This is a genomic window from Kitasatospora sp. NBC_01539, assembly GCF_045040525.1.
In the GTDB taxonomy this organism is placed as follows: domain Bacteria; phylum Actinomycetota; class Actinomycetes; order Streptomycetales; family Streptomycetaceae; genus Kitasatospora.
Genome location: NZ_CP109390.1, coordinates 6,384,569 through 6,404,398, shown reverse-complemented (window position 1 = coordinate 6,404,398; position 19,830 = coordinate 6,384,569). Strand labels below are relative to the sequence as shown.

At 74.0% G+C, this 19,830-nt stretch carries 18 protein-coding genes; 10 read left to right on the top strand and 8 right to left on the bottom strand.

The genetic code is table 11. The annotated features are described in order from the left end of the window. The first annotated feature begins 4 nt into the window (after positions 1-4). A complete protein-coding gene (locus OG335_RS27785) occupies positions 5-361 on the top strand; it encodes a DUF1801 domain-containing protein (protein WP_405013861.1) in 357 nt (118 codons plus the stop codon). 18 nt (positions 362-379) lie between these two features. Here the strand turns inward: OG335_RS27785 and OG335_RS27780 are convergent, their stop codons facing one another. Beyond that, complete coding sequence (locus OG335_RS27780; protein WP_405013860.1) at positions 380-1,273, bottom strand: transketolase family protein; 894 nt, start codon at positions 1,271-1,273, stop codon at positions 380-382. Between the two features lie 63 nt (positions 1,274-1,336). Next, positions 1,337-2,050, bottom strand: a complete 714-nt coding sequence (locus OG335_RS27775) for a transketolase (protein ID WP_405013859.1) — start codon at positions 2,048-2,050, stop codon at positions 1,337-1,339. 55 nt (positions 2,051-2,105) lie between these two features. Between OG335_RS27775 and soxR the strand changes: the two genes are divergently transcribed. Both soxR and OG335_RS27765 read left to right on the top strand, forming a co-directional pair. Continuing rightward, positions 2,106-2,588 (top strand): redox-sensitive transcriptional activator SoxR, encoded by a 483-nt coding sequence (soxR, locus tag OG335_RS27770; protein ID WP_405013858.1) that lies wholly within the window; start codon positions 2,106-2,108, stop codon positions 2,586-2,588. A 122-nt stretch (positions 2,589-2,710) separates the two neighbouring features. Next, positions 2,711-3,526, top strand: a complete 816-nt coding sequence (locus OG335_RS27765) for an SAM-dependent methyltransferase (RefSeq protein WP_405015545.1) — start codon at positions 2,711-2,713, stop codon at positions 3,524-3,526. 27 nt (positions 3,527-3,553) lie between these two features. On the opposite strand, the gene coaE is transcribed toward OG335_RS27765, so the two are convergent. Both coaE and OG335_RS27755 read right to left on the bottom strand, forming a co-directional pair. Then, on the bottom strand, positions 3,554-4,153 hold the full coding sequence (gene coaE / locus OG335_RS27760; RefSeq protein WP_405013857.1) for a dephospho-CoA kinase: 600 nt from the start codon (positions 4,151-4,153) through the stop codon (positions 3,554-3,556). A 63-nt stretch (positions 4,154-4,216) separates the two neighbouring features. Then, positions 4,217-4,858 (bottom strand): MBL fold metallo-hydrolase, encoded by a 642-nt coding sequence (locus OG335_RS27755; RefSeq protein WP_405013856.1) that lies wholly within the window; start codon positions 4,856-4,858, stop codon positions 4,217-4,219. A 63-nt stretch (positions 4,859-4,921) separates the two neighbouring features. On the opposite strand from OG335_RS27755, the gene OG335_RS27750 reads away from it, so the two are divergent. Next, entirely contained in the window at positions 4,922-5,338 is a 417-nt protein-coding gene (locus OG335_RS27750) for a MarR family winged helix-turn-helix transcriptional regulator (RefSeq protein WP_405013855.1), read from the top strand. A 109-nt stretch (positions 5,339-5,447) separates the two neighbouring features. Then, positions 5,448-5,594 (top strand): hypothetical protein, encoded by a 147-nt coding sequence (locus OG335_RS27745; RefSeq protein WP_405013854.1) that lies wholly within the window; start codon positions 5,448-5,450, stop codon positions 5,592-5,594. Here the strand turns inward: OG335_RS27745 and OG335_RS27740 are convergent. Both OG335_RS27740 and rpsA read right to left on the bottom strand, forming a co-directional pair. Next, on the bottom strand, positions 5,584-7,794 hold the full coding sequence (locus tag OG335_RS27740; RefSeq protein WP_405013853.1) for an MMPL family transporter: 2,211 nt from the start codon (positions 7,792-7,794) through the stop codon (positions 5,584-5,586). The genes OG335_RS27745 and OG335_RS27740 overlap by 11 nt on opposite strands. A gap of 195 nt (positions 7,795-7,989) precedes the next feature. Next, positions 7,990-9,486 carry a 30S ribosomal protein S1 gene (gene rpsA / locus OG335_RS27735; protein ID WP_405013852.1) on the bottom strand — a complete coding sequence of 499 codons (1,497 nt, stop codon included), beginning with the start codon at positions 9,484-9,486 and terminating at the stop codon, positions 7,990-7,992. Positions 9,487-9,912: 426 nt separating this feature from the next. Between rpsA and OG335_RS27730 the strand changes: the two genes are divergently transcribed. Next, positions 9,913-10,752, top strand: a complete 840-nt coding sequence (locus OG335_RS27730; RefSeq protein WP_405013851.1) for a class I SAM-dependent methyltransferase — start codon at positions 9,913-9,915, stop codon at positions 10,750-10,752. A gap of 3 nt (positions 10,753-10,755) precedes the next feature. Then, a complete protein-coding gene (gene hrpB, locus OG335_RS27725; protein WP_405013850.1) occupies positions 10,756-13,251 on the top strand; it encodes an ATP-dependent helicase HrpB in 2,496 nt (831 codons plus the stop codon). Positions 13,252-13,267: 16 nt separating this feature from the next. On the opposite strand, the gene OG335_RS27720 is transcribed toward hrpB, so the two are convergent. Together OG335_RS27720 and polA are read right to left on the bottom strand one after the other, a co-directional pair. Next, on the bottom strand, positions 13,268-13,852 hold the full coding sequence (locus tag OG335_RS27720; RefSeq protein WP_405013849.1) for a DinB family protein: 585 nt from the start codon (positions 13,850-13,852) through the stop codon (positions 13,268-13,270). A gap of 221 nt (positions 13,853-14,073) precedes the next feature. Further along, complete coding sequence (gene polA / locus OG335_RS27715; protein WP_405015544.1) at positions 14,074-16,752, bottom strand: DNA polymerase I; 2,679 nt, start codon at positions 16,750-16,752, stop codon at positions 14,074-14,076. A 212-nt stretch (positions 16,753-16,964) separates the two neighbouring features. Between polA and OG335_RS27710 the strand changes: the two genes are divergently transcribed. From OG335_RS27710 to OG335_RS27700, 3 genes are all read left to right on the top strand, one after another. Further along, positions 16,965-17,417: a PaaI family thioesterase gene (locus OG335_RS27710; RefSeq protein WP_405013848.1), complete on the top strand. Its 453-nt coding sequence runs from the start codon at positions 16,965-16,967 to the stop codon at positions 17,415-17,417. A gap of 92 nt (positions 17,418-17,509) precedes the next feature. Beyond that, entirely contained in the window at positions 17,510-18,175 is a 666-nt protein-coding gene (locus tag OG335_RS27705) for a hypothetical protein (protein WP_405013847.1), read from the top strand. A gap of 337 nt (positions 18,176-18,512) precedes the next feature. Beyond that, positions 18,513-19,739: an ABC transporter substrate-binding protein gene (locus tag OG335_RS27700; RefSeq protein ID WP_405013846.1), complete on the top strand. Its 1,227-nt coding sequence runs from the start codon at positions 18,513-18,515 to the stop codon at positions 19,737-19,739. Positions 19,740-19,830: the final 91 nt, after the last annotated feature.

The window sequence follows — 19,830 nt, the reverse complement described above, 5'->3', positions numbered from 1 at the left end:
CGTCATGCCCGCCTTCGCCACCGTCGACGCCTACCTCGCCTCCCTGCCGGAGGCCCGGCGCGCGACCACCGACGCACTGCTGCCGATCATCGAGGCCGTCCTGCCCGGCAGGGGCGCCGTCTGGCACGGCCACCCCGTGTGGAGCCTCGGCCCGAAGCCCGGCGTCTCCCCGGTCTGCCACCTCAAGGCGTACGACGCGTACGTGACCTTCGGCCTGTGGCGCGGCCGGGCCGTCACCGACCCGTCCGGGCGGCTGGCCGCCAACGCCCAGGAGATGGCCTCCGTCAGGCTCCGGACCCCGGCCGACGTCGACGCGGCGCTCTTCACCGACTGGCTGCGGCAGGCCGTCGACCTCGGGTAGGGCCGCGCGCGCACCCGGTCAGCGCAGGAAGGCGGCGATCCGCCCGTGCAGACCGGCCGCGTCGAGGCCGTACGCCGCGAGGTGCTCGGGCACCGACCCGTAGTGCCGGTGCTCCTCGCGCGGCACGCCGAGGGCCAGCACCCGGTGCGGGAGACCGGCGAGCGCCTCGTGCACGGCGAGGGCCGAGGTGCCCGCCAGGTACGGCTCGACGAGCACCACCGGCGTCCCCTCCCCCGTCGCGGCGCGCAGGCCCGCCGCGTCGAACGGCCGCACGGTCGCCGCGTACAGCACGGTGACGTCGAGGCCCTCCGTGGCCTCCAGCACCGCGTCGAGCATCGGGCCGACCGCCAGCACCACGCCCCGGCGTCCCGGCCGCACCCGGAGCAGGCGGCCCGGCTCGACGGGCTGCGCCGCGGCGTTGGCGTGGGCGGAGAGCCGCAGGTAGACCAGGCTGTCGCCGTCCGCGGCGGCGTGCCGCAACAACGCCTCCGTCTCGTCCGGGTGGCCCGGCACGTGGACCGTCCAGCCGGGCAGCGTGTCGAGCAGCGCCACGTCGCCCGGCGCCATGTGGGTGCGCCCGCCGGCCGGCCAGTCGTACGAGCCGCCCGCGCTGACCAGCACGGCACCGACGCCCTGGTGCACGAGGTCGAGCTTCAGCTGCTCCCAGGGCCGCTCGACGAGGAAGCTCGCGAAGGTGTGCGCGATCGGCCGCAGCCCGGTGAGAGCCAGGCCGCCCGCGACCCCGATCTGCAGCTGCTCCCGGATGCCCACGTTGACCACCCGGTCGGGGTGGCGGGCGGCGGCCGGCCGGAAGGCGTCGGCGCCGATGTCGGCGAGCACCAGGGCGAGCCGCGGATCGCGGTCGAGCAGCTCTGTGGTGACGGCGGTGAAGCGGTCGCGCATGGTGTCCATCGGTGGGACCTCCCGGACTCTGGGGGCTTCGGCGGGGCAGGGCGGCGGGTCAGGGGCGGCGGGTCAGGCCGATGCGTTCTTCGGCTCGACGCGGGCGACGACCGCGTGCGGCCGTCCGGGATGCGGTGCGGTGAACGCCGCGTACAGCGCCTCGTGGTCGCGGCCGTCGACGGTGGCGGTCGACCAGCCCTCGGTGGCGAAGCGGGCCGCGAGGCCGCCGCGCGGGCCGTGCGTGGCCGAGGAGTTGTCGACCACGACGGTGTGCAGGCGTTCCAGGCCGACCGCCCCGGCGAAGGCGATCGCCTCGTGGTTGCTGCCCTCGTCGAGTTCGGCGTCGCCGACGAGCACCCACACCGCCGGGTCGTCCAGGCCCTGGGCGCGCAGGCCGAGTGCGGTGCCGACGGCCAGCGGCAGGCCGTGGCCGAGCGAGCCGGAGGCGATCTCGACGCCCGGTACGAGCAGCCGGTCCGGGTGGTGGCCGAGCGGCGAGTCGTAGCCGCCGAAGCCCGGCAGCACCTCCGCGGGCAGGAAGCCCCGGGCGGCGAGCACGGCGTAGTAGGCCATCGGGCCGTGGCCCTTGGAGAGCAGGAAGCGGTCGCGTCCGGGGTCGGCCGCCCGGTCCGGGGCGACGTGCAGCACGCGGTCGTGGAGCACCCACAGGGCGTCCAGGGTGGAGGTGGCGGCGGGTCCGTGCTTCTCGTCGCCGGTCATCAGGGCCATCAGGGCCGACAGGTCGGCGTAGCCGTACGGCCCGGGGCGGGGCGCTGCGGTGGTCATGGGGAAAGCCTGCAAGTTGAAGTCGGCTTCAGGTCAAGGAGGTATCGTCGCCGCCATGGGACCGACCCGCCACGACCTGTTGACCATCGGGCAGCTCGCCGCGCGCAGCGGGCTGGCCGCCTCCGCGCTGCGCTACTACGAGCGCCTCGGCCTGATCCACGCCGAGCGCACCGCCGGCAACCAGCGGCGCTACGCCCGGACGACCCTGCGCCGCATCGCCTTCGTCCGGGCCGCCCAGCGCGTGGGCCTCTCCCTGGAGGAGGCCGGCACCGCCCTGGACCGGCTGCCCGAGGACCGCGCCCCGAGCACCGCCGAGTGGGGCGCGGTGGCCGCCACCTGGCAGGACAGGATCGACCGGCAGATCACCGAACTCCAGCTGCTCAAGCAGAAACTGACCGGGTGCATCGGGTGCGGCTGCCTCTCGCTGGCGCGCTGCGCGCTCTACAACGCGGGCGACCGCGCCGCCGCGGCGGGCCCGGGCGCACGCTACCTCCTCACGAGGGACCCGGCGGACGCACCGGCGGACGGACCGTCATGATCGGGACGTACCGACCTTCGCCGCGGGCGGGCCCCGCGGCCCGTCTATGCTGCCGGGGTGAGACCCGACCAGCCCCAGGGAGTGCGGACATGACCGACCATCAGGAGATATCGCTGGAGTGGATGTCGGGTGACGGCGAGCCGCACACGCCGGTCGACCTCCGCCCCGAGGTCCCGCACCCGGCCCGGATGTACGACTACTACCTGGGCGGCAAGGACAACTTCCCGGCCGACCGCGCCGCCGCCGAGCAGGTCGTCGCGCTCAGCCCGCTGGTGCGGATCAGCGCGCGGGCCAACCGGGCCTTCCTGCAGCGGGCGGTGCGGCACCTCGCCGAGCAGGGCGCCCGGCAGTTCCTCGACATCGGCACCGGCATCCCGACCGCCGGAAACACCCACGAGACGGCGCAGCAGCTGGCCCCCGACGCCCGGGTCGCGTACGTGGACAACGACCCGATCGTGCTGGTGCACAGCCGGGCCCTGCTGGCCGGGGCGAGCCAGGGCACCGTGACGGTGACGCAGGCCGACCTGCGCGACCCGAAGGCGATCCTCGCCGACCCGCAGGTGCGCGAACTCCTCGACCTGGGGCGGCCGGTGGCGCTGCTGCTGTTCGCGGTGCTGCACTTCGTCGACGACGCGGACGACCCGTGCGGCATCGTGCGCACCCTGGTCGACGCACTGCCGTCCGGCAGCCACCTGGCGATCTCGCACGCCACCGCCGACTTCATCGTCGAGACCGAGGCCGACAAGGGCCCCGCGATCTACCGCAGCGCGACCGCACAGCTGAGCATGCGCAGCCACGCGGAGGTGCTGCGCTTCTTCGACGGACTGGAGCTGCTGGAGCCGGGCCTGGTCACGGCGCCGCAGTGGCGTCCGGACGCGGCGCCGGAGCCGACCGACGCCGAGGTGGCGATCTGGGCGGGCGTCGGCCGCAAGGCCTGATCCGCGCGCGGGGCCGCGGGCCGGTGATCAGCCGGTCCGCAGGCCCTGCAGCTGTGCCCAGACCGCGTGGACGCGGTCGGTGAGGCCGTCCAGCGGGCCGCTGTTGTCGATGACGAGGTCGGCGACGGCGAGCCGGGCCTCGCGGGTGGCCTGCGCGGCCATCCGGGCCCGCGCCTCGTCCTCGGCCATGCCGCGCAGCCGGACGAGGCGGTCGAGCCGGACGTCGTCCGGGGCGTCGACGACGATCACGCGCTCGTAGAGGTGGCCGAGGCCGTTCTCGGCGAGCAGCGGCACGTCGTGCACCACGACGTCCTGCGGGCCGGCCGCGGCCTCCAGCTCGGCGGAGCGGGCGCGCACCAGCGGGTGGACGATCGCGTTGAGGGCGGCGAGCCGCCCGGCGTCCGCGAAGACCAGGCGGCCGAGGGCGGGGCGGTCCAGCGAGCCGTCGGCCTGCAGCACGCCGGGGCCGAACTCGGCGGCGACGGCCCGGAGTCCGTCGGTGCCGGGGGCCACCACCTCGCGTGCGATGACGTCGGAGTCGACGATCACGGCTCCCAGCGCGGCGAGCTGCCGCGACACCTCGCTCTTGCCCGCGCCGATCCCGCCGGTCAGTCCGATCCTCAGCATGCGGTCAGGCTACCGCCCGGGGTCGGCGGCCTCGGAGGCCCCCGCCCCGGGCGACGGTGCCGCTCAGCCGAGGTCGAGCTGCTCGCCCGCGGCGAGCTGGGTGAAGGGCGCGCCGGTGCCGGGGCCGCCCGCGCCGAGGAGCCGGCCGTGGACCGCCTGCCCGGCCTCGCTCAGGACGGCCTCGTGGATGGCGAGCGCGCGGCCGGGGCCGGCCTCGCGGACGTAGTCGATCAGCTCCGACACCTTGGACCAGGGGCCGGCGATCGGCAGCAGCAGCGTCTCGACGGGGTGCGGCGGCAGGGTGAGCGCGTCGCCCGGGTGGAAGAGCCGGCCGTCGAGCAGGAAGCCGATGTTGCCGACCTGCGGGATGTCGGGGTGGATGACGGCGTGCCACTCGCCGTGGACGCTGACGCCGAGGCCGTCGATGTCGAAGGCGTCGCCCTCGCCGACCACGGTGACGTGCGCGCCGATGCCGTCGAGTTGCGCGGCGACGGCGCGGTTGGTCCAGATCCGCAGCCCGGGGTCGGCGGCGACGGCGGCGCGCAGCCGGTCCTCGGCGAAGTGGTCCATGTGTTCGTGGGTGATGAGGACGGCGTCCGCCCCGGACGTGGCGTCGGCCTCGGTGAACAGGCCGGGGTCGATGACGACGGTGGTGTCCTGGTGCTCGATGCGGACACAGGCGTGCCCGAGCTTGGTCAGTCGCATGAGGAAAACACTACAGCAAGACTGTACAGTCTGGCTGGAAGCCGATCCGCTACCATCATCGGCATGGACGAGGTCGACCCGCTGGAACTGGCCGCCGAACTGCGCACCGCGATCGGCACGCTGGTCCGCTCGCTGCGCCCCGGCGACGAACTGCCGCAGAACCAGGCCGCCGTCCTCGGCGTCCTGGTCCGCGAGGGCCCGCACACCACCAGCGAGCTCGCGACGCTCCTGCGCGTACGCCACCAGTCGATGGCCCGCACCGTCTCCCTCCTCACCGCGGCGAGCCTGGTCGCCACCAGCCCCCACCCCACCGACGGCCGCAAGACGGTGCTCGCCGCCACCCCCGCCGGCACCGAGGCCCTGCAGGCGCAGCGCGCCCGCCGCGAGGGCGAGATCGCCACGGCGCTCACCGAGCGCCTCACCCCCGCCGAACAGCGGCTGCTGCGCGACGCCGTGCCGCTGCTGCGCCGCCTCGCCTGAGCGGACGGCACCGCCGGGGACGCCGTCACCCGTCCGGGCGCATGCCGGGCGGGCCGGCCGCGCGTTGGGCAGGCCGCCCAGCTCCGCGCATCCGAAGGGACGCCCCGCCATGACCCCCGTCCGTACCGCCCTCGTCCTCGCCGCCGCCGTGTGCGGTCTGCTGCTCGGCACCGCCGGGTCGGCCGCCGCCTGCGGCCCGCTGGACGTCGCCGCCGGGCTTGCCCCCGGCTTCGGCAACGCCTGCGTCAACCGCTGACGGCCGCGAGCTCCTCGGCGTCGGTGCGCTGCACCGGCAGTGCCGCCCTGGCGCCGAGCGGCGGCAGCGCGACGTGCTCGCTCAGGCCGAACCGGCGGTGCAGGCGGCGCAGCGGCGCCGGGGCCCACCAGTTGAACTCGCCGAACAGGCTCATCGTGGCCGGCACCAGCAGGCACCGCACCAGGGTGGCGTCCACCGCGACGGCCACGGCCAGCGCGATGCCCATCTGCTTCACCATGAGCATCTGGCCGGCCGCGAACCCGGCGAAGACGATCACCATCAGCAGGGCGGCCGAGGTGATGATCCGCCCGCTGCGCTGCAGGCCCAGCTGCACCGAGCGGGTGCAGCCGTGGCCCTGGTCGTACAGCTCCTTGATCCGGGAGAGCAGGAAGACCTCGTAGTCCATCGACAGGCCGAACGCGAAGGCGAAGACCAGCACGGGCACGAAGGTCTCCAGCCCGCCCGCGGGGGTGAAGCCGAGCAGCCCGCTGAACCAGCCGTGCTGGAAGATCATGGTGAGCGCCCCGAGCGAGGCGCCGAGCGACAGCACGTTCATCAGCAGGGCCTTGACCGGCATCACCACCGAGCCGGTCATCAGGAAGAGCAGCAGCAGCGTGCCGACCGCGACCAGGCCGAGCGCCCACGGCCCGCGGGTGGAGATCTCGTGCTGGAAGTCGACCACCGAGGCGGCGTCGCCGGTGACGTACGTGGTGAGGCCGCCGCGGTCGGCCCGCAGCCCGTCGACCACGGCCTTGGCCCGGGATCCCTGCGGGTCGCCCGCGACCAGCACGTCGATGGCGGTCAGGTCGTCGCCGACCGGGGTGACCGCACGGACCGAGGTGACGCCGGGGATCTTCTCGACGACCGTGTCGGCGTACGCCTGGGCGGCCCGCCGGTCGCTCTCGACGACGACGGTGACCGGAGCGGCGGCCTGCCCGGGGAAGCGCTCCGCGACGGTCTCGGCGACCTGCCGGGCGGCGAAGGACTTCGGCAGCACCTCGGCGCCCGAGGTGCGGGGGTGTGCGGTGAGGAAGGGCGCGCCGGCCGCGACCAGGAGGGCGACGGACACCACGGCCACGGGTATCGCCCGGCGCTGCACCCGGCGCACGGTGCGGGAGAAGAAGCCCTCGTCGGGGACGGGTTCGGCGGGCGCCTTGATGCGGCGGCCGACGAAGCCGAGCAGGGCGGGCACGAGGGTCAGGGCGGCCGCGACCGAGATGACGACGACGCTGACCCCGGCGACGGCGACGGCCCGGAAGACCGGGCTGGTGAAGACGAAGAGGCCCGACAGGGCCACCGCGACGGTCAGCCCGGAGAAGGCCACGGTGCGGCCCGCGGTGGCGGAGGTGCGTTCGACGGCCTGGGCGATGGTGGCGCCGTGGCCGCGCTCCTCCCGGAAGCGGTTGACCATCAGCAGCGCGTAGTCGATGGAGAGGCCCAGGCCCAGCACGGTGGCGATGGGCAGCACGCTGGTGTCGATGTCCATCAGCCGGCTGAAGCCGAACATCGCGAGCAGCGCCCCGCCGACCGAGGCGATCGCGCCGATGCCGGGCAGTCCGGCGGCGGCGAGCCCGCCGAAGACCAGCACCATGACGATCAGCGTCAGCGGCAGCGTGACGATCTCACCGAAACGGGTGTCCCGTTCGGTCTGCTGCTTGACCTCCTCCTGCAGCACGAGGTCGCCGCCGACCGTGACGTGCGCCCCCTCGGCGTCGATCTGCGCGAGGCGGTCGGTGACGGTGTGCAGCTGCGCGGTGGTGGAGGCGTCGGTCATCCGGACGGCCACCAGGCTCGCGTCGCCGTCGGTGGACGCCATCGACGCGCCCGCGGAGTACGTGTCGGCGACGGAGGCGACGCCGGGCAGCTGCGCGAGGTCCGCCGCCGCCGCGGTGACCGCCGCCCGGACGGCGGGGTCCGTCACCGGCGCCCCGTCGACCACGGCCGTCACCGCGCCCTTCACCGGGTCCGCGGCCTGCACCACGGCCGTGCCGCGGGCCGCCTCGGAGCCGCCCGTCCCGCCGCCGGCCACCGTGCTCTCGAAGACGCGTCCGCCGATCAGCACACCCGCGGCGAGGACGAGCGCCCAGAAGGCGAGGACCCAGCGGCGACGGCGGTGGCAGGCACGACCGAGGGCCGCGAGCCGCCCGCCGACCCGGTGGTCGGCGGACGCCTGCGGACCGGCGGTGAGGGGGATGCGCATGAGTGGCCTTTCGGGCAGTTCCCCTCAATGTAGGGCGTCCGCCATGACCGTCCTATAGAGGGACGATGAGCCTCATGTCACATCATTCGGGATCTAAACCCCAGATAAGGAATATCGGGCACGACAAAAGCGGAACCCCCGCCCGGACGAACCGGGCGGGGGTTCCGCTTCTACTGCTCAGCTCTCAGGCTGCGATCAGCTCTGGCCGCCGGCCAGCTTCTCGCGGAGCGCGGCGAGCGCCTCGTCCGAAGCGAGAGCGCCGGAGCCCTCGTCGCTGCTGGACGAGTAGGACGAACCGCCACCACCGGAGACCGGGGCCTCTTCGCCGGCCTCGGCGGCCGCGACGGCGTCCGCCTCGCGGCTCTTGATGACCTGGGCCTGGTGCTGCTCGAAGCGGGACTGCGCCTCGGCGTACTGGCGCTCCCACTCCTCACGCTGCTTCTCGAAGCCGGACAGCCAGTCGTTCGCCTCGGGGTCGAAGCCCTCCGGGTAGATGTAGTTGCCCTGGTCGTCGTACGAGGCAGCCATGCCGTACAGGGTCGGGTCGAACTCGACCGACGCCGGGTCGGCACCGAGGGACTCGTTGGCCTGCTTCAGCGAGAGGCTGATGCGACGGCGCTCGAGGTCGATGTCGATGACCTTGACGAAGATCTCGTCGCCGACCTGGACGACCTGCTCCGGGATCTCGACGTGGCGCTCGGCCAGCTCGGAGATGTGGACCAGGCCCTCGATGCCCTCGTCGACGCGCACGAACGCACCGAACGGGACCAGCTTGGTGACCTTGCCGGGGACGACCTGACCGATCTGGTGCGTCCGGGCGAACTGCTGCCACGGGTCTTCCTGGGTCGCCTTCAGCGACAGGGAGACGCGCTCGCGGTCCATGTCGACGTCGAGAACCTCGACGGTGACCTCCTGGCCGACCTCGACGACCTCGGAGGGGTGGTCGATGTGCTTCCAGGACAGCTCGGAGACGTGCACCAGGCCGTCGACGCCACCCAGGTCCACGAAGGCACCGAAGTTGACGATCGAGGAGACGACGCCGGAGCGCACCTGACCCTTCTGGAGGGTGGTGAGGAAGGTCTGGCGGACCTCGCTCTGGGTCTGCTCCAGCCAGGCACGGCGGGACAGGACCACGTTGTTGCGGTTCTTGTCCAGCTCGATGATCTTGGCCTCGAGCTCCTTGCCGACGTACGGCTGGAGGTCGCGGACGCGGCGCATCTCGACCAGCGAGGCCGGGAGGAAGCCACGGAGGCCGATGTCGAGGATGAGACCACCCTTGACGACCTCGATGACGGTACCGGTGACGATGCCGTCCTCTTCCTTGATCTTCTCGATCGTGCCCCAGGCGCGCTCGTACTGCGCGCGCTTCTTGGACAGGATGAGACGACCCTCCTTGTCCTCCTTCTGGAGGACCAGGGCCTCGATGTTGTCGCCGACGGAGACAACCTCGTGGGGGTCGACGTCGTGCTTGATCGAGAGCTCGCGGGACGGGATGACACCCTCGGTCTTGTAACCGATGTCGAGGAGCACCTCGTCACGGTCGACCTTCACGATGACGCCCTCAACGATGTCGCCGTCGTTGAAGTACTTGATGGTCTCGTCAATGGCGGCGAGGAAGGCCTCGGCATCGCCGATGTCGTTGACCGCAACCTGCGGGATGGTGCTGACAGAGGTGTCGGTGGGGCTCGTCATTAGGAAAAGGGCTCCGGTACGGACATGAAGTCGTAGGTAATGCCACGCGGAGGGCCCGTTATCGCTCCCACCGAAAGCCGGACAGCCAAGAACACGGCGCACCGACCCGAAAATCCGAAGGTGGTGTCCGTCTTGCAGACCGTGGGGTCTTCGACAGATGCGAGCGCGACCTGCTCCGTCTGAGGCGCGCAGGCCCGCAGCGCAACTTGTAGCATACGGGGACAGCCGGGCACGGTCAACGCGAAGAGCATCGAGACCGGTAGAGGCCGGGATCAATCAGGCCATATCCTCCGATGGCGCACCGCAACGGGCGGCTTTCGAAGGGGCCCTCCCCGGATGCCACCGCCCCGAGCCGACCCTGGTCGGAGCCGGTTCACGGCAGCGGCGCTTCCGCACCCCACACCCTACGCGACGGGCCTCAGCATCGTGACCACCACCCCCGAAATCCCCGCCGGCGGCGACGAGGACGACGCGCTGCGGCGGGCCGCCGGCACCGGCGAGTCCAGCCGCGCCAGCCGGCACTGGTGGGACCGCAACGCCGACGAGTACCAGGACGAGCACGGCGCCTTCCTCGGCGACGACCGCTTCACCTGGTGCCCCGAGGGCCTCGACGAGGCCGACGCCCGGCTGCTCGGCGAGCCCGGCACCCTCAAGGGCCTCGACGTGCTGGAGATCGGCGCCGGCGCCGCCCAGTGCTCACGGTGGCTCGCCGCCCGCGGCGCCCGCCCGGTCGCCCTCGACATCTCCTTCCGCCAGCTCCAGCACTCCCGGCGGATCGACCTCGGGCGCGGCGGCGAGCCCGTCGCCGTCGTCCAGGCCGACGCCGCCGTGCTGCCCTTCGCCGACGGCGCCTTCGACCTCGCCTGCTCCGCGTACGGCGCCGTGCCCTTCTCCGCCGACACCGCGGCCCTCATGCGCGAGGTGCACCGGGTGCTGCGGCCCGGCGCCCGCTGGGTGTTCTCGGTGACCCACCCGATCCGCTGGGCCTTCCCCGACGAGCCGGGCGTCGAGGGCCTCACCGCCACCGCCTCCTACTTCGACCGCACCCCGTACGTCGAGCAGGACGAACGGGGGCGCGCCACCTACGTCGAGCACCACCGCACGCTCGGCGACCGGGTGCGGGAGCTCACCGCCGCCGGCTTCCGGCTGCTCGACCTCGTCGAGCCCGAGTGGCCCGAGGGCCACGAGCAGGAGTGGGGCGGCTGGTCGCCGCTGCGCGGCCGGCTCCTGCCCGGCACCGCGGTCTTCGTCGCGCAGCGGGGCTGAGCGGTGCGCCCGGCCGGAACCGACCTGCCCGTCCGCACCGCCGTGGCGCCCCTGCAGCGGGCGCTGGCCGGCCACGGCGCGGCCGTCCTCACCGCCCCGCCCGGCTCCGGCAAGACCACCCTGGTGCCGCTCGCCCTCGCCGGGCTGGTCGACGGCCTGCCCGGGCCCGCCCGTCGCGTCCTGGTGGCGGAGCCCCGGCGGCTCGCGGTCCGCGCGGCGGCCCGCCGGATGGCCTGGCTGCTGGGCTCCGCGGTCGGCGAGGAGGTCGGCCTCACCGTGCGCGGCGAGCGCCGCACCGGGCCGCGCACGGTCGTGGAGGTCGTCACCACCGGTGTGCTCCTGCAGCGCCTCCAGCGCGACGCCGAGCTGCCGGGCGTCGACGTCGTGATCCTCGACGAGTGCCACGAGCGCCACCTCGACGCCGACACCGCCCTCGCCTTCCTGCTGGACGTCCGCGCCGCGCTCCGGCCCGAGCTGCAGCTCGTCTGCGCCTCGGCGACCTCCGACACCGCGGCGTGGGCCGCGCTGCTCGGCGGTGCGCCCGTCGTCGAGGCGCACGGCCTCGCGCACCCGGTGGAGGTGGTGTGGGCGCCGCCGCCGCGCGCCGTCCGGCCCGCCCACGGCACGCGCACCGACCCCGCGCTGCTGGAGCACGTCGCGGCGACCGTGCGGCGGGCCCTGGCCGAGCGCGACGGCGACGTGCTGTGCTTCCTGCCGGGCGTCGGCGAGATCGCCCGGGTCGCCGGGCAGCTGCACGTGGACGCCGAGGTGCTGCAGCTGCACGGTCGGGCCCCGCAGGCCGTCCAGGACGCCGCGCTGGCCGCGGGCGGGAGGCGGCGGGTCGTCCTGGCGACCTCGGTCGCCGAGTCCGCGCTGACGGTGCCCGGCGTCCGGTCCGTCGTCGACTCCGGGCTCGCCCGCGAGCCGCGCACCGACCACGCCCGCGGCCTCGCCGGCCTGGTCACCGTCCGTGCCTCGCTGGCCGCCGCCCGGCAGCGCGCCGGGCGTGCCGGACGCGAGGCCCCCGGCACGGTCTACCGGTGCTGGGCCGAGGTCGAGGACGCCCGCGCGCAGCCGTTCCCCACGCCGGAGATCGCGCTGGCCGACCTCACCTCGTTCGCGCTGCAGGCCTCCTGCTGGGGCGACCCGGACGCCACCGCCCTGGCGCTGCCCGACCGGCCGCCGGCCGGGGCGATGGCCGCCGCCCGCACGGTGCTGCAGGCGCTCGGCGCCGTCGGCCCGGACGGCCGGGCCACCGACCGCGGCCACCGCATCGCCCGCACCGGGCTGCACCCGCGCCTCGCCCGCGCCCTGCTCGACGGCACCGGTCTGGTCGGCGCGCGCCGCGCCGCCGAGCTCGTCGCGCTGCTCTCCGAGGAGCCGCCGCGGGCCCTCGGCGACGACCTGCTCGCCGTCTGGCGGGCCGTCCGCACCGGGGACGACCCGTACGCGCGCCGCTGGCGCGAGGAGGTGCGGCGGCTGCGCCGCGACGGCGCGGACGGCGTCGGGCCCGGCGACGCCGGCGCGGCCGGCCTGGTCGTCGCCCTCGCCCACCCCGAACGCATCGCCCGCAGCCGCGGCGCCGACCGCGGCTACCTGATGGCCTCCGGGACGGCCGCCGAGCTCGGCCCCGGCTCGCACCTCGCCGGCTCCGCCTGGCTGGCGGTGGCGGTCGCGGACCGTCCTGCGGGCTCGCCGTCCGCCCGGGTGCTGCGCGCCGTCGCCCTCGACGAGGCCACCGCCCGGCAGGCCGGCGAGGCCCTGCTCACCGAGCACGAGGAGGTGCACTGGTCGTCCCGGCGGGGCGAGCTGACGGCCCGCCGGGTCGCCCGGCTGGGCGCCGTCGAGCTGGCCGAGTCCGTCCTCGGCGCGCCCGACCCCGCGCTCGTCCGGGCCGCCCTGGTGGACGGCCTGGCCCGTGAGGGCGTCGGCACGCTGCTGACCTGGCCGGCCGCCGCGACGGGCCTGCGCGCCCGGCTGGCCTTCCTGCACCGGGCGCTCGGCGAGCCCTGGCCCGCGGTCGACGACGACGCGCTGCTCGCCCGCGCCGGGCAGTGGCTGGAGCCCGAGCTCTCCCGCGCCCGGCGCCGCGCCGACCTCGCCCGGATCGACACGGCCTCCGCCCTCCAGCGGCTGCTGCCCTGGGCGGGCGGCGAGGCCGGCCGGCTCGACGAGCTGGCCCCCGAGCGGATCACCGTGCCGAGCGGCTCCAAGGTGCGGGTGGACTACACGGCCGACCGGCCGGTGCTCGCCGTGAAGCTCCAGGAGCTGTTCGGCTGGCAGGCCGCCCCGGCGCTGGCCGGCGGGCGGGTGCCGCTCACCGTGCACCTGCTCTCCCCCGCCGGGCGCCCGGCCGCCGTGACCGGTGACCTCGCGTCGTTCTGGCGCGAGGGCTACCGGGCCGTCCGGGCCGAGCTGCGCGGCCGCTACCCGCGGCACCCCTGGCCGGAGGACCCGGCCGCGGCCGAGCCGACCCGGCGGGTCAACCCGCGCCGCTGACGCGCGCCGGCCGGGGTCAGCCTGCGTGCGGCGGCTCCCACGGGCTGAACCACGGGTCGGGCCACTGCTCGGCGGCGGCCATGAGCGGGTAGAGCGTGGCGCCGTCGATGGTCTCCCGGATGATGTCGGCGTGGCCGCCGTGCCGGGCGGTCTCCTCGATGAGGTGCAGCAGCACCCAGCGCACCGACCACGCCTCGACGTCGGCAGGGAACCACGGCAGGCCCTTCGGCACCGGCACCGGCTGCCCGAGGTCGGCGATGCCGCGCACGACCGCGTCGGTCTCGGCGGCGGCCTGCGCGTAGTCCTCCAGCACCCCGGCGAGCGTCTCGCCGGCGGTGAGGACGAAGTCGGAGGCGTCGTCCTCGTCGGCCGTCCGCTCGGGGCCGCGGGTGCGCTGCAGCACGAGGTCCGTCCAGCCGCGCTCGCAGCGGGCGGCGTGCTTGATCAGGCCGGCGATGCCGAGCTCGCTGGCGGAGGGCGCCGACCGGGCCTGCTCCTCGGTGAGGCCGTGCGCGGTGACCCGCAGGCTCTGGCGCTGCTGGGCGAGGTAGGCGAGGAGGGCGTCGCGCTCGTCGGTGACGGGCGGGGCGTGTCCGGGCATGCGGGGGCCTTTCGGGGCGGTGGGTGGGTGGCCGCAGGGCGGCGCGCACGCCCGCAGGTCGACCCTCCCGTCCCGCGCCCGCCCGGGTCAAGAGAAATCGAAAAGATTTTCGGTAACTTGCTGCAAGGTATTGCACGAGCTCGGAACGGGTGGCGGAACGCGCGCGGCGGGCCCGCCCCCGAGGGGTGGGCCCGCCGCGACGGGTCGGGTACGCCGCCGGGTCAGTGCGCGGCGGCCTCCCAGTTCGCGCCGACGCCGACCGAGACGTCCAGCGGGGCCCGCAGCGGGTACGCACCGGCCATCTGCGCGCGCACCAGCGCCTCGACCTGCTCGCGCTCGCCGGGGGCGACCTCCAGCACGATCTCGTCGTGCACCTGCAGCAGCATGCGCGTGCCCAGCCCGGCCTCGGTGAGCGCGCGGTCCACGTGCAGCATGGCGATCTTGACGATGTCCGCGGCCGACCCCTGGATCGGCGCGTTGAGCGCCATCCGTTCGGCCATCTCGCGGCGCTGCCGGTTGTCGCTGGTGAGGTCCGGCAGGTAGCGGCGGCGGCCGAGGAGGGTCTCGGTGTAGCCCACCGCGCGGGCCTCCTCGACGACGTTCTGCAGGTAGTCGCGGACACCGCCGAACCGCTCGAAGTACGTGTCCATCAGGCCCTGCGCCTCGGCGGGCCGGATGTTGAGCTGCTGCGACAGGCCGTAGGCCGAGAGCCCGTACGCGAGGCCGTAGGACATCGCCTTGATCTTGCGGCGCATCTCGGCGTCGACGGCGTCCCGCGCCACCTCGAAGACCTGCGAGGCGACGGTGGTGTGGAGGTCCTCGCCGGAGGCGAACGCCTCGACGAGCGCGGCGTCCTCGGAGAGGTGCGCCATGATGCGCAGCTCGATCTGCGAGTAGTCGGCGGTGAGCAGCGTCTCGTAGCCCGTGCCGACGACGAAGGCGCGGCGGATCGCGCGCCCCTCCTCGGTGCGGACGGGGATGTTCTGCAGGTTCGGGTCCTGCGAGGAGAGCCGGCCGGTCGCGGCGACCATCTGGTTGAAGGTGGTGTGGATGCGCCCCTGGTCGGAGACGGTCTTGAGGAGGCCCTCGACCGTGGTGCGCAGCTTCGCCTGGTCGCGGTGGCGCAGCAGGATGACCGGCAGTTCGTTGGTGGTCTGCGCGGCGAGCCAGGTGAGGGCGTCGGCGTCGGTGGTGTAGCCGGTCTTGATCTTCTTGGTCTTGGGCAGCGCGAGCTCGCCGAAGAGGATCTCCTGGAGCTGCTTGGGCGAGCCGAGGTTGAACGGGCGGCCGGCGGCGGTGTGGGCCTCCTCGACGCAGCGCTGGATCTCGGCGGCGAACTGCGACTCCAGGCCGGTGAGCCAGTCGCGGTCGGCGGCGATGCCGTACCGCTCCATGCGGGCGAGGAGCTCGGCGATGGGCAGCTCCATGTCGTGGAACAGCCCGGCGGCGCCGACCTCCGCGAGGCGGGTGTCGAACAGTTCGGCGAGGTCGAGCACGGCGCGGGCCTGCACCATGAGGGCGCGGGCCGCGGCGGTGGTGTCCTCCTCGGGGGCGTCGAAGGAGAGCTGGCCGGTCTCGGCCGCGGCGGCGGGCTCCAGCGAGCGGGCGAGGTACTCCTCGGCGAGGACGTCGAGGGTGAAGGTGCGGCGGCCGGGCTTCTCCAGGTACGCGGCGAGGGCGGTGTCGGCGGTGACGCCGCGGATCGTCCAGCCCTGCTCGGCGAAGGCCCGCATGACGTGCTTGGCGATGTGCAGCGCCTTGGGGCGGTCGGGGTCGGCGAGCCAGGCGGCGAACGCCTGGTCGTCGGCCTGGTCGAGCGCGGCCGGGTCGAACCAGGCGGCGGCCTCGCCGGCGGCGAGGGCGACCTCCTGGACGCCGCCGGTGCCCAGGGCCCACGTGTGGACGGTGGCGAGGGCCGTCCGGCCGGTGGCGTGCTCGGCGAGCCAGGCGGTGAGGGCGCCGGGCCCGGTCAGGACGTCGCCGTCGACCTCGGGGCCGGCCTCGGTCTGCGGTGCCTCGGCCTCGGCGGCGCCGGCCGGGTCCATGCCGTGGACGCGCTCGCGGAAGTTGGGGTTGCGGAACTCCAGCGCTTCGAGGATCTGTCCGACGGCCGGCCGGTCGAACGGCGTACGGGCCAGGTCGGCGACGCCGAGCGGGAGTTCGACGTCGCGCACGAGCTCGGTGAGCACGCGGTTGCGCTTGACGGAGTCGAGGTGCTCGCGGAGCTTCTCGCCGATCTTGCCCTTGACCTCGTCGGCGCGGGCCACGAGCTCGTCGAACGAGCCGAACTGGTTGACCCACTTCGCGGCGGTCTTCTCGCCGACGCCGGGGATGCCGGGCAGGTTGTCCGACGGGTCGCCGCGCAGCGCCGCGAGGTCCGGGTACTGGCGCGGGGTGACGCCGTACTTCTCGGCGACCTTCTCCGGGGTGTAGCGGGTGAGCTCGGAGACGCCCTTGGTCGGGTAGAGGACGGTGACCTGCTCGCTCACGAGCTGGAGGGAGTCCCGGTCGCCGGTGACGATCTGCACCTCGAAGCCCTCCGCCGCGGCGGCGGTGGCGAGGGTGGCGATGACGTCGTCGGCCTCGAAGCCCTCCGCGGTGATCCGCGGGATGTGCATGGCGTCGAGGAGTTCGCCGATCAGGCCGATCTGGGCGCGGAACTCGTCCGGCGTCTTGGCGCGGTTCGCCTTGTAGTCGGGGAACTCCGCGGAGCGGAACGTCTGCCGGGACAGGTCGAACGCCACCGCGAGGTGCGTCGGCCGTTCGTCACGGACGGTGTTGGCCAGCATCGACGCGAAGCCGTAGACGGCGTTGGTCGGCTGCCCGGTGATGGTGCTGAAGTTCTCCACCGGCAGCGCGTAGAAGGCCCGGTAGGCCATCGAATGCCCGTCGAGCAGCATCAGGCGGCGCGGGCCGCCACCCGCCGTGTCCTGTGCCGCACCCTGCGTAGCCACGTCAACGTCCGTTCCTGCCGGTTCCTCTGCCACGCCCCGATCCTAGGGCCGGTCGCCGACATCCCCCGCAACGGCGCCGAGGCCACCGGCGGCCCGCGGACCGCCCGCCGTACGATCACGGGGAGACGACGACGTGACCCCTCACCGGCAGGAGCACCATGACCGACGCGGCCCCCGTACTCAAGGTGCCCCAGGACGTCCTCGACCACTTCGCCAAGCTCGGGGTGAGCCCGGAGACGTTCTCCGGCGGGCACCTAGGCGAGAAGCTCGGCATCAGCATCACCGAGGCCTCCCCGGACCGCGTGGTCGGCACCATGCCGGTCGAGGGCAACCAGCAGCCGTACGGCCTGCTGCACGGCGGCGCCTCGGCGGCGCTCGCCGAGACGCTCGGCTCGATCGGCGCGATGCTGCACGCCGGGCCCGGCCGGTACGCGGTCGGGGTCGACCTGAACGCCACGCACCACCGCTCCGCCACCTCCGGCCTGGTGACCGGCGTGGCGACGGCCGTCTTCAAGGGCCGCACCGCGGCGACGTACGAGATCGCCGTGACCGACGACACCGGCCGCCGGATCACCAGCTGCCGTCTGACCTGCATGCTGCGCGACCTGTAGGCCCGGCTCAAGGGCGCACCGCGCGCCCCGTCCGCCCCCTCGTCCCCGCAGGCCCCACCCGTCGACCCGGCCGGGTGTTCGATCCTGGTTGTTTGGCCACGCCCGGCCCCGGGCAGGTGGTGCCCAGACGAGGGGGCGGCAGCATGTCCGGCAGGGGGCACGGCGACGCGCGGCACGGCGGCCACGGGGACATCGGCCCGGTCGAGCCGGCCGGGCGGACCGAGGCGCCGCCGCCCGACCCGCCGCACCCGCGCGGTCCCGTGCCGCGCCGTCAGATCCTGCTGCTCGCCGGGCTCGCCGCGGCGCTCGCCGCACTGCTGGCCCCCCGCGGGGAGCACCGGCCCGGGCCCGCACCCCCGCCCGACGGGCGCCCGCCCGTGCCCGCCCTGGTCGCGCACCTGCGCTACGCCGGGCCGGCCCCTGCCGCTCCGGGGCCGCCCGGCGCCTTCGCCCTGCGGCTGTGGGCGGCGGCGGACTCGCCGTACGAGGTGGTGGCGGTCCGCCAGGGCTATCCCGGTTTGTCCGTCTCCCTGCGTGGTGGCGGGCCGGTGCCGGTGACGCCGGGTCAGGCGGTGCTGCTGACGGTCGACTACCGCGTCACCGACTGCTCCTCGGCCCCGCCGGACGCGGGCATGCCTTTCCTGGATGTAACGCTGCGTAACACGCGCGCAATGCAGACCGTGAGTCAGATCCTGGGGGGGGCGGTATCCGCTGGATCTGTCCGAACGGCTGCATTCGGCCTGCCCGATTTCCGCTGACCGGACACCTGTGTCCGCAGAGAAGAGCTCGGACACTCGCGTCCGATAGTCGAACACTGCCGGTAGCAGGCCCTTTGCGGCGCTCAACCGTATCGAGGGACGAGACAGCTCTTACCATCCCGCGCAGAATCGGGCGCTTATGACCAATATTCGAGATTCTTCCGAAGGGTCCTCATAACAAGAGAATCACAGCATGTCCGGAGGGCTGCCCGAGGCGCCGAAGCCGTTCTAGAGTCACGGCCAGTCACCGCGCCATCCGATCGGGCCAGGCCCCAGCGCGCGACCCGGCACCCGCCACTCCGGCGTCCCTGCCTACCTGATCCAGAAGGGGAACTTCGTGCGTAACCGTTCCATGCTTGTCGTGAGCATCGCCGTCGTCGGAGCGCTCACCGTCACCGCCTGCGGCTCGCGCGGTGAGAAGTCCGGCACCAGCGGCGACGCGGGCGGCACCACCGTGACCATCGGCGTGGACGCGCCGCTCACCGGTGACCTCTCCGCCCTCGGCATCGGCATCAAGAACTCGGTCGACCTGGCTGTCAAGAAGGCCAACGAGACCAACGAGGTGCCCGGCATCAAGTTCGAGATCAAGGCGCTCGACGACACGGCCAAGCCGGCCCCCGGCCAGCAGAACGCGACCCAGCTCGTCGCCGACAAGAAGGTCGTCGGCGTCGTCGGCCCGCTGAACTCCTCCGTCGCCCAGTCGATGCAGCAGATCTTCAACGACGCCAACCTCGTGCAGATCTCCCCCGCCAACACCGGCGTCGCGCTCTCCCAGGGCGAGAAGTGGGCCACCGGCACCAAGGCCCGCCCGTTCAAGTCCTACTTCCGCACCGCCACCACGGACGCCGTGCAGGGCCCGTTCGCCGCGCAGTACCTGGTGAACGACGCCAAGAAGAAGAAGGTCTTCCTGATCGACGACCAGAAGACCTACGGCGCCGGCCTCGCCTCCACCTTCAAGGGCGAGTTCACCAAGCTCGGCGGCACCATCGTCGGCGAGGAGCACGTCAACCCCGACGACCGCGACTTCAACGCCATCGTCACCAAGGTCAAGTCCTCCGGCGCCGAGGCGGTCTACTACGGCGGCGAGTACCCGGCCGCCGGCCCGCTCTCCCTGCAGCTCAAGGACGCCGGCGTCAACATCCCCCTCATGGGCGGCGACGGCATCCAGAGCGGCGACTTCATCAAGCTCAACCCCAAGGGCCAGGGCGACCTCGCCACCGCCGTCGGCCTCCCCGTCGAGCAGCTGCCCTCCGCCGCGAAGTTCATCGCGGACTACAAGGCCGCCGCCTACAAGGACGCCTACGAGACCTACGGCGGCTACTCCTACGACAGCGCCTGGGCCATCATCCAGGCCGTCAAGGCCGTCGCCGGCGCCAACGGCGGCAAGCTGCCCGACGACGCCCGCGCCAAGATCGTCGCCGCCGTCCAGTCGGCCTCCTTCGAGGGCGTCACCGGCAAGGTCTCCTTCGACGAGTTCGGTGACACCACCAACAAGCAGCTCACCGTCTACTCGGTGAAGGACGGCAAGTGGGCCGTGGAGAAGTCCGGCACCTTCGCCGGCTGACCCGAACCCCAGCACCACCGCACCACACCGCGCGGGGGCGCCACGAGCGCCCCCGCGCACCCACATCCCCCCACCAGCGCACCACGCACAC

What these genes read in the sequence shown, in the direction of transcription:
- OG335_RS27785 (WP_405013861.1), top strand. Translation starts at nt 5, where the DNA reads ATGCCCGCCTTCGCCACCGTCGACGCCTACCTCGCCTCCCTGCCGGAG.
- OG335_RS27780 (WP_405013860.1), bottom strand. Translation starts at nt 1,273, where the DNA reads ATGGACACCATGCGCGACCGCTTCACCGCCGTCACCACAGAGCTGCTC.
- OG335_RS27775 (WP_405013859.1), bottom strand. Translation starts at nt 2,050, where the DNA reads ATGACCACCGCAGCGCCCCGCCCCGGGCCGTACGGCTACGCCGACCTG.
- soxR (WP_405013858.1), top strand. Translation starts at nt 2,106, where the DNA reads ATGGGACCGACCCGCCACGACCTGTTGACCATCGGGCAGCTCGCCGCG.
- OG335_RS27765 (WP_405015545.1), top strand. Translation starts at nt 2,711, where the DNA reads ATGTCGGGTGACGGCGAGCCGCACACGCCGGTCGACCTCCGCCCCGAG.
- coaE (WP_405013857.1), bottom strand. Translation starts at nt 4,153, where the DNA reads ATGCTGAGGATCGGACTGACCGGCGGGATCGGCGCGGGCAAGAGCGAG.
- OG335_RS27755 (WP_405013856.1), bottom strand. Translation starts at nt 4,858, where the DNA reads ATGCGACTGACCAAGCTCGGGCACGCCTGTGTCCGCATCGAGCACCAG.
- OG335_RS27750 (WP_405013855.1), top strand. Translation starts at nt 4,922, where the DNA reads ATGGACGAGGTCGACCCGCTGGAACTGGCCGCCGAACTGCGCACCGCG.
- OG335_RS27745 (WP_405013854.1), top strand. Translation starts at nt 5,448, where the DNA reads ATGACCCCCGTCCGTACCGCCCTCGTCCTCGCCGCCGCCGTGTGCGGT.
- OG335_RS27740 (WP_405013853.1), bottom strand. Translation starts at nt 7,794, where the DNA reads ATGCGCATCCCCCTCACCGCCGGTCCGCAGGCGTCCGCCGACCACCGG.
- rpsA (WP_405013852.1), bottom strand. Translation starts at nt 9,486, where the DNA reads ATGACGAGCCCCACCGACACCTCTGTCAGCACCATCCCGCAGGTTGCG.
- OG335_RS27720 (WP_405013849.1), bottom strand. Translation starts at nt 13,852, where the DNA reads ATGCCCGGACACGCCCCGCCCGTCACCGACGAGCGCGACGCCCTCCTC.
- polA (WP_405015544.1), bottom strand. Translation starts at nt 16,752, where the DNA reads ATGCTGCTCGACGGGCATTCGATGGCCTACCGGGCCTTCTACGCGCTG.
- OG335_RS27710 (WP_405013848.1), top strand. Translation starts at nt 16,965, where the DNA reads ATGACCGACGCGGCCCCCGTACTCAAGGTGCCCCAGGACGTCCTCGAC.